The sequence below is a fragment of the Meinhardsimonia xiamenensis genome (genome assembly GCF_900102905.1).
Taxonomy (GTDB): domain Bacteria; phylum Pseudomonadota; class Alphaproteobacteria; order Rhodobacterales; family Rhodobacteraceae; genus Meinhardsimonia; species Meinhardsimonia xiamenensis.
This window is the reverse complement of sequence record NZ_FNFV01000004.1, coordinates 333394-348029: the sequence shown is the minus strand read 5'-3', so window position 1 is coordinate 348029 and position 14636 is coordinate 333394. Positions and strand designations below refer to the sequence as shown.

Below are 14636 nucleotides of genomic sequence, written 5' to 3'. Positions count from 1 at the left end.
GTTTGAATCCCTGCGGGCCGCGCGCGTGTCTAGACGTTGCTCCACCCGCCGTCGATGGTGATGGCCTGCCCGGTCATGAAGGCCGACTCGTCCGAAGCGAGATAAACCGCGAGCGCGGCGATCTCCTCCGGCTTGGCGATTCGCCCCATCGGCTGGCGGGCGATGAAGGCGGCGCGCGCGGCCGCATAGTCGCCCTGCGCGCGCATCCGCTCCTCAAGCGACGGACTTTCCACCGTGCCGGGACAGATCGCGTTGGCGCGGATTCCGCGTGTGACAAAATCGGCCGCCACCGACTTGGTCATGCCGATCACCGCCGCCTTCGTTGCGCCGTAGATGAAGCGATTGGGCGCGGCGATGATGGAGGAAGCGACCGAGGCCATGTTCACGATCGCCCCGCCGCCGGCATCGAGCATGGCCGGCAGGAAGGCGCGCATCACACGATACATCGCCTTCATGTTGAGATTCACCGAAAAATCGAAGGCCGCTTCGTCGCAGTCGAGGATCGTTCCGTGGTGGACGTAGCCTGCGCAGTTGAACAGCACATCCACCGCGCCGACCTCCCGTGCCATCTCTTGCACGGCGTTCGCGTCCGTCACGTCGAGCACTGCCGTCTGGATCGCCGGGGCCTCGGCGGCGAGCGACTCGAGCAGTTTGGGGTTGATGTCGGTGGCGATCACCCGCGCGCCTTCACGCGCGAAGGCAAGCGCCGTGGCCCGCCCGATCCCCTGTCCTGCCGCCGTGGTGAAGGCCGTCTTTCCCTCAAGCCGCATGATCCGTTTCCCTTTCACATGACCGCGCCGATCTGCCACGGCACGAACTCGGCGCCACCGAAGCCGAGTTCCTCGCTCTTGGAACGCTTGCCCGAGGCCACCTCGATCATCAATTCGAAGATCTCTCGCCCCTTTTCCTCGACGCTCACGCCCTCATCGATGATGTCGCCGCAGTTCACGTCCATATCCTCACTCATGCGCGCATACATCTCCGAGTTGGTGGCGAGCTTTATCGTCGGCGCCGGCTTGAAGCCGGAAACCGAGCCGCGCCCCGTGGTGAAGGCGACGAGATTGGCCCCGGAGGCGATCTGCCCTGTTACCGAGACCGGATCGTAGCCGGGGCTGTCCATGAAGGTGAAGCCCTGCACATCAACCGGCTCGGCGTATCGGTAGACGCCGGCCAGCGGCGCCGTGCCGCCCTTGGCTGCCGCACCGAGCGATTTTTCGAGGATAGTGGTCAAGCCTCCGCGCTTGTTGCCGGGTGAGGGGTTGTTGTCCATCTGGCCGCCGTTGCGGGCGGTGTAGTCTTCCCACCACTCGATGAGGGAGATCAGCTTGCGCCCGACCTCCTCGTTCACCGCGCGGCGGGTCAGAAGGTGCTCGGCGCCGTAGATCTCGGGGGTCTCGGCAAGAATCGTGGTCCCGCCATGGGCGACAAGAAGGTCGGAGGCATGACCCAGCGCGGGGTTGGCGGTGATGCCCGAGTAACTGTCGGATCCCCCGCATTGCAGCGCCACGATGAGATGCGACAGCTCGGCCGGAGCCCGGCGGGCGCGCTCGGCCGCTTCGGCCATCTCCCGCAGGATCGCCACTCCGCGCTCGACCGTCTTGCGGGTGCCGCCCGCGGCCTGAATGGTCATGTACCGAAAGCCGTCGCTCTCCTGCATGCGGGCGCGGCCGACCAGATCGGGGATCTGCATCACCTCGCAGCCAAGCCCCACCAGCAGGATGCCGGCGAAATTCGGATGCCGCGCGTGGCCCGCAAGCGTGCGGAAGAGCGTCTGGTAGCCTTCCCCTTCTATCGCCATGCCGCAGCCTGTGCCGTGCACGAGCGGCACGATCCCGTCGACATGTTCAAGCCGGGCGAACCACTCCGACTTCTCGGCTTCCTCGGCGATAAGCCGCGCCACGGTTGCCGAACAGTTCACCGAGGTGAGAACGCCGAGATAGTTGCGCGTGCCTACACGGCCGTCGGCGCGGTGATAGCCCATGAACTGGCGTTTCCGTTCGACCGGCGGCAGCGGGCGCAGGTCGGTCGCGAACCGGTAGTCGCGATCATGCTCGCCCATGCCGAGGTTGTGGCTGTGCACATGCTCTCCCGGTTCTATCCGGGCCGTCGCCTGCCCGATGATCTGGCCGTAGCGGCGCACGCTTTCCCCGGGCCCGATGACCTTGGTGGCAATCTTGTGTCCCCGCGGGATGCGCTGACGGGTCTGCACACCCTCGCTGGCAATCTCGAGGCCCTCAGCCAGATCGGCGAGCGCAATCACGACGTTGTCCGAAGGGTGCAGGCGCAAGATCGGCGCAGATGCATCTGAGCTGGGATTCATTTCGTCTCCTTGTGTCGCACCCGGCCGCGTGTCAGGTTCAACATGGGGAACCCGCGGAAATCAGGGACGGTGACACAGCCGCTGACATGTTAGTATGAGTAGGCCACGGATTCGGCAGGCGCAAGAGGTGGAAACGGGCATGAGCAGCACCCTCCCACCACTCGATCGTTTCGAGGGGTCGCTGTCACGGCGGGTGTATCATTCGTTGCGGCAGGCAATCCTCACGCTCCGCCTGCAACCGGGAGCAAAACTGAACAAGCATGACATCTGCGCGGAGCTCGGCGTTTCGCGCTCTCCGGTGTCCGAAGCGCTGGCACGGCTATCGGCAGAGGGGCTGGTACGCGTGGTGCCGCAGGCGGGCAGCTTCGTGTCGAAGCTGTCGATGGCCGAAATCCGCGAGAGCGCATTTCTGCGCGAGGCGCTCGAACTTGCGGCGGTCGAGGAGCTTGCCTCACGCATCACTGACGACGAGCTTGCGGCGCTCCAGCGCAACCTGCGCATGCAGGCAACGGACGTGGCGCACCAGGATCTTGAGGGATTTTATCAGCTCGACGAGGCGTTTCACCGGCTTATCCTCGGTTTCACCGGGCATTCACGCCTCGCCGAACTGACCGACATGGTCTGCGTGCATGTAACGCGCGCACGCCAGCTGGCGTTGCCGCAGCCGGGGCGGATCCAGGTGTCGCTCGAGGAGCATCAGGCCATCGTGGAAGCGCTCGAGGCCCGTGACCCGGAGCGCGCCCGCCAGAGCATGCGCACGCATCTGCGTCAGCTCGAGAAACAGCTCGAGCCGCTAGAGCGTGCGCATCCCGAACTTTTCGAGGCGGGCTGATCGGCGGCCGACCCGCGCCGCCCCGTCACAACACCGTTCGCTCGAGAAACCACCAGCCGCCGACGAGCGCGATAGCGGCCGAGGCGGGTACCGCCACGACACCTCTGTACCAGGGCCGGCGCCCGAAGGGCAGGCCCACGAGCAGGAAGGCCGCTGCGATCACCGCGAGCTGGCCGAGCTCCACCCCGATGTTGAAACCGACAAGCCCGGTGACAAGCCGCGAAGGCGAAAGCCCGATCTCGCCGAGCACCGAGGCAAAGCCGAGCCCGTGCAGCAGACCGAAGCCGAAAACGATCGCCGTCCGCCACGGATTCATGCGCGGAAAGACGATGTTTTCGACTGCGACAAAGACGATGGAGGCGGCAATGAGCGGCTCGACCAGCGCAGGCGACACCGAGACGACCCCGAGCGTTGCCAGGGCCAGCGTGACCGTATGCGCCGCCGTAAAGGCGGTCACCTGATAGAGAAGCGGGCGCAGACGCAGGGAAAAGAAGAACAGTCCCAGCACGAACAGGATATGATCGGCACCGAGCGGCACGATATGCTCGAAGCCGATCACCACATAGCGGATGAAGGTGCGCGCCCAGGACTCGCTGGCCGTGCCTGTCCGAGGGATGGGGGCGCTCTCTTCCCCGCCGGTCAGGTAACCGGTGTAGGCCTCGGCCTCTTCCACTCCCATCTGGCGCAGCGCGATCGGCCCCCATGCGGCGGGCCAGGAAAGGCTCACCGGCGCATCGCCCGGCGGAAGCTCCGCACGCAGGCCGATGACGCTCTCGCGCGGCAGGCCGGGGTCACCCACTTCTCCCACCTCGACAAACACGAGCTCGGGTACCAGCACGTGATCGCCACTGCGCAACAGGATGCGCGGTGCGAGATCGCGCCAGGCGGCACGGAATCGCTCCTCCAGCTCCTCCGGCGGCAGGGCCCGCAGGGCGTCATAGCGCTCGACCCCTTCTGCCTCGTTTGTATCCGTGAGCCCCGCGACGTCGATGCCGGAGACAAGCGTTTCCAGCGTCAGACGGATGGTCAGCTCCGCGCTGTCCGGACGCACCTCGATGTCGGCGATGGCCGGACGGATCTCATGCGCACGGGCAGGGCCGAGGGACGCAAGAAGGGCGGCAAGGAGAGCAGTGAGTGCAAGCGCAAGGCTTGACAGCCGGCCGATGCCGCGCAGCTTGAAAGGGACCATGCCCAGGGAGCTTCTTTCCATGCGTCCTGTCTCTGCCCTGTTTGCCACCCTGGCTCTCGCCGCGACCGCCCTTGCTGCGGCGGCGCATGAGTTCTGGATATCGCCGATTTCCTATCAGGTCGAGCCCGGCGGCGTCATTGCGGCGGAGCTCAGGGTCGGCCAGATGTTTTCCGGCGCGGCCTACCCGTTCATCCCAGCGAATTTCCGCCGCTTCGAGCTGATGCAGGGGGAACGGGCGGTGTCTGTGACGGCGCGGATCGGCGACCGCCCGGCCCTGAACATGCCTGCGCCCGGCGCAGGGCTGTGGGTGGTGGTGCACGAGACCAGTCACAACTTCCTGACCTGGAGCGAGCGGGAAAAGTTCGAGGACTTCCTGCGCCACAAGGATGCGCTGTGGGTTCTCGAGGAACACCGCCGCCGCGGCCTGCCGGAGACGGGCTTTCGCGAGCGCTACAGTCGCTACGCCAAGAGCCTCGTCGCCGTGGGCGATGGGCAGGGCTCCGACCGCGAAGTGGGGCTGCTCACCGAGATCGTGGCGCTGGCCAACCCCTACACCGACGATCTCTCGAAAGGCCTGCCGGTGCGTGTGCTCTACGAGGGCCGCCCGCGTGCCAATGCGCAGGTGGAGATCTTCGCGCGCGCCCCCGACGGCACGGTGAGCGACAGCTTCACCCGCACCGATGCGGAGGGCGTGGCGGTGATCGAGACGGCACCGGGCACGGAATACCTCATCGATGCGGTGGTGCTCCGCCCGCTCGAGGCCAGCGAGCGGAGCGATCCGGTGTGGGAATCGCTCTGGGCTTCGCTGACCTTCCGCACGCCGGACTGAACGTGCGGCCTATTGCAGGCTGCGCACCTTCAGCTCCTCTTCCCGCCGCGCCTTCATCGCCAGCGCCGCGGCGTGGCTGGCGGCAAGCGTCGTGTAGTAGGGGATCTTGTCCATCAGCGCCACCGCGCGGATCGAGCGGCTGTCTTCCACCGCCTGCGCGCCCTCGGTGGTGTTCATCACCAGATGCACGCCGCCATCCTTCATCAGGTCAACGATGTTCGGCCGCCCTTCATAGGCCTTCTTGACCACCTCCGCCGGAATCCCCGCCTCGGCGAGGAAGGCCGCCGTACCCGAGGTCGCGACGATATTGAAGCCAAGCTCGACGAGAATGCGCGCCGTCTCCACGAGCTGGGGCGTCTTGTCGCTGTCCTTTATCGAGAGAAACACCGTGCCGCTCTCCGGCAGGTTCACCCCTGCCCCCATCTGCGCCTTGAGAAAGGCCATGGGGAAGGTCCGGTCCCAGCCCATCACCTCGCCGGTGGAGCGCATCTCGGGGCCGAGCAGCGTGTCGACGCCGGGGAAGCGGGCGAAGGGCAGCACCACCTCCTTGACCGAGAACCAGGGCATGTCGGGGTCGGCCAGCTCCATCGGGTCGCCCAGGGGCAGCGGGTCGTCGGGGCCGGCGCCCTTCGGGTAGGGCGCGCGCCGCGGGAAGGCCGAGAGCTTCTCGCCCGCCATCACCCGCGCAGCGATCGAAGCGATGGCCGAGTCGGTGGCCTTGGCGACGAAGGGCACGGTGCGCGAGGCGCGCGGGTTGACCTCGAGCACGTAAATCGTGCCGTCCTTGATGGCGAACTGCACGTTCATGAGGCCCACGACGTTGAGCGCGCGCGCCAGCACCTCGGTCTGGCGCTTGAGCTCGGCCACGGTCGCCGCGTCAAGGGTGTAGGGCGGCAGCGAGCAGGCCGAGTCGCCCGAATGCACGCCTGCCTCCTCGATGTGCTGCATGACCCCGGCGACATGCACCGCCTCGCCGTCGCACAGCGCATCCACATCCACCTCGATCGCGCCGGCAAGATAGCTGTCGAGGAGCACCGGGTTCGCGCCGGAGACCACCACCGCATCGCGGATGTAGCGCTCAAGCTGCGCGTCATCGCGGACGATCTCCATCGCCCGGCCGCCAAGCACGTAGGACGGGCGGATCACCAGCGGATACCCCACCTCGCGCGCGGCGGCGAAGGCCTCCTCGGGCGAGCGGGCAATGGCGTTTGCCGGCTGACGCAAGCCATGCTCGTGCAGAAGCTTCTGGAAGCGCTCCCGGTCCTCCGCGAGGTCGATGGCATCGGGCGTGGTGCCGAGGATCGGGATGCCCGCATCGGCAAGCGCATTGGCAAGCTTCAGCGGCGTCTGCCCGCCGAACTGCACGATGACGCCCTTCAGCGTGCCGCGCTCCTGCTCCACCCGCAGGATCTCCATCACATGCTCGAAGGTCAGCGGCTCGAAATAGAGCCGGTCGGAGGTGTCGTAGTCGGTGGAGACGGTTTCGGGGTTGCAGTTGACCATGATGGTCTCGAACCCCGCGTCCGACAGCGCGAAGCAGGCATGGCAGCAGCAGTAGTCGAATTCGATGCCCTGCCCGATGCGGTTCGGCCCGCCGCCGAGGATCACCACCTTCTCGCGGTCGGTGGGACGCGCCTCGCACTCCACCTCGTCCATCGCCGGGGCCTCGTAGGTGGAATACATGTAGGGCGTCTGCGCCTCGAATTCGGCTGCGCAGGTGTCGATGCGCTTGAAGGCGGCTGTCACGCCAAGCGAGAGCCGCAGCCGCCGCACCTCGGCCTCGTCATGGCCCGTGAGATGCGCGAGTCGCGCGTCGGTGAAGCCCATCATCTTCAGCCGTCGCATGCCCTCGGCCGTCACCGGCAGCCCGTCCCGGCGCACCTCCTCCTCGGCTTCCACGATCTCGCGGATGCGGGCGAGGAACCACGGGTCATAGGAGGTGGCGGCGTGAATGTCCTCGTCCGAAAGCCCATGCCGCATGGCCTGGGCGATGAGCCGCAGCCGGTCGGGCGTGGCCACGCTGATCGCCTTGATGATCGCGGCGTGATCGGGCGCGCCTTCAATGGCGATCTCGTCGAAGCCCGAAAGCCCCGTCTCGAGCCCCGCGAGCGCCTTCTGCACGCTTTCGTGGAAGCTCCGGCCAATGGCCATGACCTCGCCCACGCTCTTCATCGCCGTGGTCAGCTCGGGCTTGGCGCCGGGAAACTTCTCGAAGGCAAAGCGCGGGATCTTGGTGACCACATAGTCGATGGAGGGCTCGAAGCTCGCCGGCGTCACCTTGGTGATGTCATTGTCGAGCTCGTCGAGCGTGTAGCCCACGGCAAGCTTGGCCGCGACCTTGGCGATGGGAAAGCCCGTGGCCTTTGACGCAAGCGCCGAGGAGCGGCTCACCCGCGGATTCATCTCGATCACCACCATGCGCCCGTCGGCCGGATTGACCGCCCACTGCACGTTCGAGCCGCCCGTCTCCACCCCGATCTCGCGCAGAACCGCGATCGAGGCCGAGCGCATCATCTGGTATTCCTTGTCGGTCAGCGTCAGCGCCGGGGCGACGGTGATCGAGTCACCCGTGTGCACGCCCATCGGATCGACGTTTTCGATGGAGCAGACGATGATGGCATTGTCGGCGCGGTCGCGCACGACCTCCATCTCGTATTCCTTCCAGCCCAGAAGGCTCTCGTCGATCAGGATCTGGTTCACTGGCGAGGCATCGAGCCCCTGCTTGCAGATCGCCAGATAGTCGTCGCGGTTGTAGGCCACCCCGCCTCCCGTGCCGCCCAGCGTGAAGGCGGGCCGGATGATCGCCGGCAAACCCACCGTCTCGAGCGCGGCCATCGCCTCATCAAGGTTGTTGGCAATCGCCGCGCGCGGATTCTCGAGCCCGATCCGCTCCATCGCCTCGCGGAAGAGCTTGCGATCCTCCGCCTTCTCGATCGCCTCTCGCTTTGCGCCGATGAGCTCCACCCCGAACTGATCGAGCACGCCCATGTCGGCCACCGCAAGCGCGGTGTTGAGCCCGGTCTGCCCGCCCATGGTGGGCAGAAGCGCATCGGGCCGCTCCTTTTCGATGATCCTGGCCACCACCTCGGGCGTGATCGGCTCGATGTAGGTTGCGTCCGCAAGCTGCGGATCGGTCATGATGGTGGCGGGGTTGGAGTTGACGAGGATGACGCGGTAGCCCTCCTCACGCAGCGCCTTGCAGGCCTGCGCGCCGGAATAGTCGAACTCGCAGGCCTGGCCGATGACGATGGGTCCGGCCCCGATGATCAGGATCGATTCGATGTCGGTTCTCTTCGGCATGGGCCCCCGCGCGCGTCAATGGAGCCGGAGGCTGCCCCCCGGCCCTGATGGTCGGCGCGGGTTATAGAGCCTGAGGGCGGCGGTGCAAGGGGGCCGGAATGGTGCGCGTCAGTTGAAGGCGATCACCGCGAAGATGACAGTCGCGATCGTCGCCGCCATCGCGACCTGTCCCAGAAGCTTCATGCGCGCCGGTTCGGGGGTGCTACCCGACCGTGCGGCCGCCCATCGTTCCCGCGCGAGTGCGAGCACCGCAAGCAGGGCCACCACGGCGCCAAGCAGCTTGATCCAGTAGACCCAGCCCCCTGCAAGGAACGGCTCTCTCCATACCATCGCAAGTCCGCTCGCCCAGATGGCGAGAATGGCTACAAGCCCGATCCGCCCCAGAGCGGCCATCGTCCCGGCGACAAACCGCGGTGACACGCTCCCGTCACCGGCGGCCGTTCCCGCCCGAGCCGCCAGAACGGCACTGCCAATGGCCGCGCCGCCGCCGGCGTAAAGGCTGAGAAGATGGATGGTCTTCAGCAACTCGAACATGGTCCGCTTCCCGCAGCCTCGAACGCGTGGCTCCGCGCGAGCGTATCAGAATGGGCGGGCGCGTGCCATCGCGTTGGCGCAACCAGCGGCCGCGCCTATCTGGCGACTGCGCGCACCCCGCGATCAGGGAGACAGGACATGACCCAACCGAGACATGCCGCCTTGCGGGACAGGCGCGCGCAACTTGCGCTCGAGTTCGTCGCGCTTTACCTCATCGCCCCGCTGGTGATGGCGCTGCTGCTTCCACCGCAGTGGATGTTTCCCGCTCTCTTCGCCGTCACCGCCATCGGTCTTGTGCTCCTCTCCCGAACGCCCGGCTTTCGCTGGCGCGATCTTCTGGCCGGCACCGCCCGGATCGACTTCAGGTTGGTTGCGGTCTTCGCGCTCGCGACTGGCGCGATCGGCACCGCCATCGTGCTTGCGCTCGCGCCGCAGGCCTTCCTGTTCCTGCCGCGCCACAACCCCCGGCTCATGGGCCTCATCGCGGCCTTCTACCCGCTGGTCTCGGCATTGCCGCAGGAGCTGATCTTCCGCCCGCTCTTCTTCACACGCTACCGCGCGCTCCTGCCGCGCTGGATCACGGCGCAACTGCTGCTCAATGCCGCGCTCTTCTCCTTAGCGCATCTGATGTACTGGAGCTGGGTCGTCACCGCGCTCACCTTCGCCGGGGGCCTCGTCTTTGCCTGGTCCTACCGGGTGCGCGGCAACTTTCCCGAGGCGGTGGTGCTGCACGCAGTCGCGGGCGTGATCCTCTTTGCCCTCGGGGCCGGCGTCTGGTTCTACTCCGGCAACGTCACCCGGCCGTTCTGAGCCCTACTCCGCCGCCCGCAACCGCTTGCCGCTCTTGGCCGCCACCTCTTCAGCGTCCCGATAGATGTAGTCGCGCGTCAACGGCACCGTGTCGAGCTTGCGGCTGAGCTGGAACTGAAACACCACCTGCCGGTCAAGCCGGAAGGTCAGCTCGCTGGCCACCAGGTAGAAGCGCCACATGCGGCAGAAGCGCTCGTCATAGAGCTCGAGCACCCGATCGCGGTTGGCCATGAAACGGTCATGCCAGTGCTTGAGCGTCTCGGCATAGTGTAACCGCAGGATCTCCACATCGGTGGTGATGAGGTCTTCCTTTTCGATCGCTGCCATCACTTCGGACATCGCCGGGATGTAACCGCCGGGGAAGATGTATTTGTCGATCCAGGGGTTGGTGGCGCCCGGCGGGCTGGAGCGGCCGATGGTGTGCAGGAGGGCCACGCCGTCTTCCTCGAGCTTGTCGCGCACATGGGCAAAGAACTCGCGGTAATGCGGCACGCCCACATGTTCGAACATGCCGACCGAAACGATACGGTCGAAACGCTCCTTCACGTTGCGGTAGTCGGTCAGCCGGAACTCCACCCGGTCATCAAGCCCCGCGGCGCGGGCACGGGCGCAGGCGACCTTGTGCTGCTCTTCGCTGAGCGTGACACCAAGCACCCGGGCCCCGTGCTCCTGCGCCAATGTGAGGGCAAGCCCACCCCAGCCGCAACCGATATCGAGCACGCGCATGCCCGGCTCGATCAGAAGCTTCCTGGCAATATGCGCCTTCTTGTTCTTCTGCGCCTGCTCCAGCGTGTCGTCCGGCGACCGGAAATAGGCGCAGGAATACTGTCGATCCTCATCAAGAAACAGCTCGTACAGTTCACCGGAGAGATCGTAATGATGGGCGACATTGGCCTTTGCGCGGCCCACGGGATTGTACTGGCGCACGACGCGCAATGCGCGGCGCAGGTACCGATTGACATGCTGGACGAGCGAGCTGTTGCCCTCGGCCACATTGGAAAGCACAAGTCCGAGAAAACCGTAAAGGTCGTCATCCTCAATGACGAGGGTGCCATCCATGTAGGCTTCGCCGACGTGCAGCTCGGGGTTCAGCAGCAGCTTGCGGAGAAGTTCAGGCTCGGTCAGCGTCACCTTCACGGGGTTGCCGGTGCCGTCGCCGTAACGCCGCGTGCTGCCGTCGGGCATCTCGACGATGAGCGTGCCCGAGCGGATGATCTGCCTCACCGCGCGATCGAACAGGTTGTCCCACATCACATTTCGCCCCCCCACAAGAACAGACGGCGGCACTCACCCCGCAAGCTGCCACGCGTCGGTGCAGACTGCGGCATTTTGGCAAAAGATCAAGAAGGGGTCCAGAAAAGCGCCCCTTCAGCGTGCCTCGCGAAGTTTTCGGAACACGCTGGTCTGGAAATTCTGGGTCGCGCCGGCCGGGGTGAGATGGGCAAATCGCTCCGCCTCCACCGCCTCGAAGCGGCCCGGCAGGGCCGATGAGACCGCCTCGGCGAGCGCCTCGGGCGACCAGCGTTGAACCGGCAGCCCCGAGCAGCGCTCCGGCCCGTCATCGGCGAATGTGATGAGAATCGCATGGCCGCCGGGGGCCAACGCCGCATCCATCACCGCAAGATACCGGCGCTGATCGCCGGGATCGGTGAGAAAATGAAAGGCCGCACGGTCATGCCAGAGCTGATAGCTGTGCGCCGGCTGCCAGCCCGTCACATCCGCCTCGACCCAGTCGACAGCCTCCCCAGCCGCGCCAAGGCGGGTCTTTGCCAGGCCAAGCGCTGCGTCTGAGAGATCAAGCACCGTCACCGGGCCAAGCCCTGCCGCCACCAGCCTGTCCACGAGGCGGGAGGTGCCTCCGCCCACATCGATGACCCTTTCCCCGGGGCCGACGAGCCCCGAGACCAGCCGGAACGAGCGCTCCGCATCGCCCTCATGCCAGCTGAGCGATGTTTCCTCCCGCCGCCCGTAAACGGCGTTCCAGTGTTCGGCATCCGCAGCCATGAAAGTCCCCGAGCTTGCCCTTCTGTGAGGTAGTGCCCCGGGCAGGCTGGCGCAACGCCGCCTTGACTTCGCGCGCGCGTCCTTGTGTATCGGCGCGCAGCCGATTTCGCGCCCCCGCGGCGCCAGAGAGCCGAAAAGGACAGCCCATGCATCGCTACCGCAGCCACACCTGCGCCGAACTGACCCGCGCGCACGTCGGTCAGACCGTCCGCCTCGCCGGCTGGGTGCACCGCGTTCGCGACCACGGCGGGGTGCTGTTCATCGACCTGCGCGACCACTACGGCATCACCCAGATCCTCGCCGACGCCGACAGCCCCGTGTTCGGAGAGGTCGAGAAGGTGCGCGCCGAGTGGTGCATTCGCATCGACGGCGAGGTGAAGGCGCGCGACGACGAGCTCATCAACCCGAAAATTCCCACGGGCGAAATCGAGGTCTACATCCGCGACATCGAGGTGCTGGGGCCGGCAGCCGAGCTGCCGCTGCAGGTTTTCGGCGATCACGAATACCCGGAAGAGACGCGGCTTCGCTACCGCTACCTCGACTTGCGTCGCGAAGGGCTCAAGCGCAACATCCTGCTGCGCTCGAACGTCATCCGCGACCTGCGCGAGCGCATGTGGCAGGCGGGCTTCACCGAGTATCAGACCCCGATCATCACCGCCTCGAGCCCCGAAGGCGCACGCGACTTTCTGGTGCCCTCACGGCTGCACCGGGGCAAGTTCTACGCCCTGCCGCAGGCGCCCCAGCAGTTCAAGCAGCTGATCATGGTGGCAGGCTACGACCGCTACTTCCAGATCGCCCCCTGCTTCCGCGACGAGGACCCGCGCGCCGACCGCTCGCCAACCGACTTCTACCAGCTCGACATGGAGATGTCGTTTGTCACGCAAGAGGACGTCTTCGCCGCCATCCAGCCGGTGCTGCAAGCAAGCTTCGAGCGTTTCGGCGGTGGTCGCAAGGTCGACAGTGCCTGGCCGCGCATCCGCTACGCCGATGCGATGAAGTGGTACGGCACCGACAAGCCCGATCTGCGCTGCCCCATCAAGATGGCCGATGTTTCCGAGCATTTCCGCGGCTCGGGCTTTGCCATCTTCGCCCGGCTTCTCGAGCAGGAAGGCACCGAGATCCGCGCCATTCCCGCCCAGGGCGGCGGCAGCCGCGCCTTCTGCGACCGGATGAACGCCTTCGCCCAGAAGGAGGGCCTGCCGGGCATGGGCTACATCTTCTGGCGCGAGAAGGACGGCGAGCTCGAAGCCGCCGGGCCGATCGCACGCAACATCGGCCCCGAGCGCACCGAGGCGATCCGCCGCCAGCTGGGGCTCGGCAAGGGGGATGCGGCCTTCTTTCTCGGCGGCAAGCCCGAGGCCTTCGAGCGGGTGGCCGCCAAGGCGCGGGTCGAGATCGGCCGGGAGCTCGGCCATTTCGAGGAGGACCGCTTCGCCTTCGCCTGGATCGTCGACTTCCCGATGTACGAGAAGGATCCGGAAACCGGCAAGATCGACTTCTCGCACAACCCCTTCTCGATGCCCCAGGGCGGGCTCGAGGCGCTCGAGGGCGACCCTCTCGAGGTCATCGGCCAGCAATACGACCTTGCCTGCAACGGCTATGAGCTTGTCTCGGGCGCGATCCGCAACCATGACCGGGAGATCATGTTCCGCGCCTTCGAGATCGCCGGCTACACCCGCGAGGAGGTCGAGCGCCGCTTCCCCGGCCTCGCGGCTGCCTTCCGCTACGGCCCGCCGCCGCACGGCGGCTGCGCGGTGGGGATCGACCGGATGGTGATGCTGCTCGCCGACGAGATCAACATCCGCGAGGTCATCATGTTCCCGATGAACCAGCGGGCAGAGGATCTGATGATGGGGGCGCCTTCCGAGCCCACGAACGAGCAGCTGCGCGAGCTCGGGATCAGGATCATCCGCGAGGAGGACTGAGCCCAAGGCGGCAGCCTTCCGCCTCTCGGGGGCGCAAGTCGCGCGGCCATCTGTCAGATGTCACCCCTCGGCGTCTTCCGGCGGGAAGACCGAAAGGTTCGCTGGCCACCCCAGGCGCGCCGCGGGCATCACACCGCCGCGCGCCCCTGTAGCCGCTGTTGCAGAAGCCCTGCGAGCCGCGCCACTTCGGGCACCAGCGGCTCGCCAGCCTCGCGCCGCCGCGAGAGCCGCTCGGCGGCGCGCAGGAGCGCCCGGTCATGGGCGCCTTTCGCGACACCGGCCAGAAAGCAGGCGACATAGTCGAGCGCGGCCTCATCCTCTCCCTTCGCCAGCACCTCGCGGGCGCGCCCCAGATCCTCCATCAGCGCCATCGGGTCAGGCGCCACGGCCTCGGAAGGCAACGGCCTCGGCGCCCTCGGCCGGCGCTCGGGGGGCAGATGGGCGAGGATCGCCTGCTGAAACGCGCCGATGGACTCGAGCGGTTTGGCGAGCACCGCGTCGGCCCCCCCAGCGCGCGCCTCGGCAAGCGCGGCCTCGTCACCGGAGGTGGCAAGGATCACCGGAATGCGCGGCTCGGCGGCATCGAGCCGCTCGATGAGTCGCAGACCGTTGCCGTCAGGCAGGCCCAGATCGACGAGCAGGACCGACGGGCGGTAGACGCGCAAATGCCGCTCGGCCGCGGCGAGACTGTCGGCGCGCCTGAGCCGCGCGCCCGAGCGCAGGCACATCAGCCGCACCGCCTCGCAGGCAAAGCGGCTGTCGTCCACCACCAGAACCGTAAGCCCGCACAAGGGGCGCTCCGGCGTCGGCGTGGCAAGGGGCGGCAGCGGAGGGTCAGGGACTTCGGGCATGGCAGCACTCCTTCCTGATTCCCCTCCGATTAGGCCCCGGAC

The 14636-nt window shown here is 66.8% G+C and carries 12 protein-coding genes; 4 read left to right on the top strand and 8 right to left on the bottom strand.

Features of this window, described 5'->3' with window-relative positions; translation table 11 throughout:
* Positions 1-29 precede the first annotated feature (29 nt).
* Positions 30-770, bottom strand: coding sequence for an SDR family oxidoreductase (locus BLQ14_RS10780; RefSeq protein WP_092500561.1), 741 nt, complete (start codon positions 768-770; stop codon positions 30-32).
* Positions 771-784: 14 nt separating this feature from the next.
* A complete protein-coding gene (locus tag BLQ14_RS10775) occupies positions 785-2320 on the bottom strand; it encodes a UxaA family hydrolase (RefSeq protein ID WP_092500560.1) in 1536 nt (511 codons plus the stop codon).
* A 139-nt stretch (positions 2321-2459) separates the two neighbouring features.
* On the opposite strand from BLQ14_RS10775, the gene BLQ14_RS10770 reads away from it, so the two are divergent.
* Complete coding sequence (locus BLQ14_RS10770; RefSeq protein WP_092500559.1) at positions 2460-3152, top strand: GntR family transcriptional regulator; 693 nt, start codon at positions 2460-2462, stop codon at positions 3150-3152.
* A gap of 25 nt (positions 3153-3177) precedes the next feature.
* On the opposite strand, the gene BLQ14_RS10765 is transcribed toward BLQ14_RS10770, so the two are convergent.
* Positions 3178-4362: a HupE/UreJ family protein gene (locus BLQ14_RS10765; protein ID WP_245657072.1), complete on the bottom strand. Its 1185-nt coding sequence runs from the start codon at positions 4360-4362 to the stop codon at positions 3178-3180.
* On the opposite strand from BLQ14_RS10765, the gene BLQ14_RS10760 reads away from it, so the two are divergent.
* Positions 4361-5170: a DUF4198 domain-containing protein gene (locus tag BLQ14_RS10760; RefSeq protein WP_092500614.1), complete on the top strand. Its 810-nt coding sequence runs from the start codon at positions 4361-4363 to the stop codon at positions 5168-5170. The genes BLQ14_RS10765 and BLQ14_RS10760 overlap by 2 nt on opposite strands.
* 9 nt (positions 5171-5179) lie before the next feature.
* Here BLQ14_RS10760 and carB read toward each other — a convergent pair whose 3' ends face one another.
* On the bottom strand, positions 5180-8470 hold the full coding sequence (carB, locus tag BLQ14_RS10755) for a carbamoyl-phosphate synthase large subunit (RefSeq protein ID WP_092500557.1): 3291 nt from the start codon (positions 8468-8470) through the stop codon (positions 5180-5182).
* A 108-nt stretch (positions 8471-8578) separates the two neighbouring features.
* On the bottom strand, positions 8579-9004 hold the full coding sequence (locus BLQ14_RS10750) for a hypothetical protein (protein WP_092500556.1): 426 nt from the start codon (positions 9002-9004) through the stop codon (positions 8579-8581).
* A 138-nt stretch (positions 9005-9142) separates the two neighbouring features.
* Here BLQ14_RS10750 and BLQ14_RS10745 point away from each other — a divergent pair, with 138 nt between their 5' ends.
* Complete coding sequence (locus BLQ14_RS10745) at positions 9143-9814, top strand: CPBP family intramembrane glutamic endopeptidase (RefSeq protein WP_092500555.1); 672 nt, start codon at positions 9143-9145, stop codon at positions 9812-9814.
* A gap of 3 nt (positions 9815-9817) precedes the next feature.
* On the opposite strand, the gene BLQ14_RS10740 is transcribed toward BLQ14_RS10745, so the two are convergent.
* Positions 9818-11065, bottom strand: coding sequence for a cyclopropane fatty acid synthase (locus tag BLQ14_RS10740; protein ID WP_092500554.1), 1248 nt, complete (start codon positions 11063-11065; stop codon positions 9818-9820).
* Positions 11066-11182: 117 nt separating this feature from the next.
* A complete protein-coding gene (locus BLQ14_RS10735) occupies positions 11183-11818 on the bottom strand; it encodes a class I SAM-dependent methyltransferase (protein ID WP_092500553.1) in 636 nt (211 codons plus the stop codon).
* A gap of 146 nt (positions 11819-11964) precedes the next feature.
* On the opposite strand from BLQ14_RS10735, the gene aspS reads away from it, so the two are divergent.
* Positions 11965-13743, top strand: coding sequence for an aspartate--tRNA ligase (aspS, locus tag BLQ14_RS10730; RefSeq protein ID WP_092500552.1), 1779 nt, complete (start codon positions 11965-11967; stop codon positions 13741-13743).
* Between the two features lie 128 nt (positions 13744-13871).
* Here aspS and BLQ14_RS10725 read toward each other — a convergent pair whose 3' ends face one another.
* On the bottom strand, positions 13872-14594 hold the full coding sequence (locus BLQ14_RS10725) for a response regulator (RefSeq protein ID WP_092500551.1): 723 nt from the start codon (positions 14592-14594) through the stop codon (positions 13872-13874).
* Positions 14595-14636: the final 42 nt, after the last annotated feature.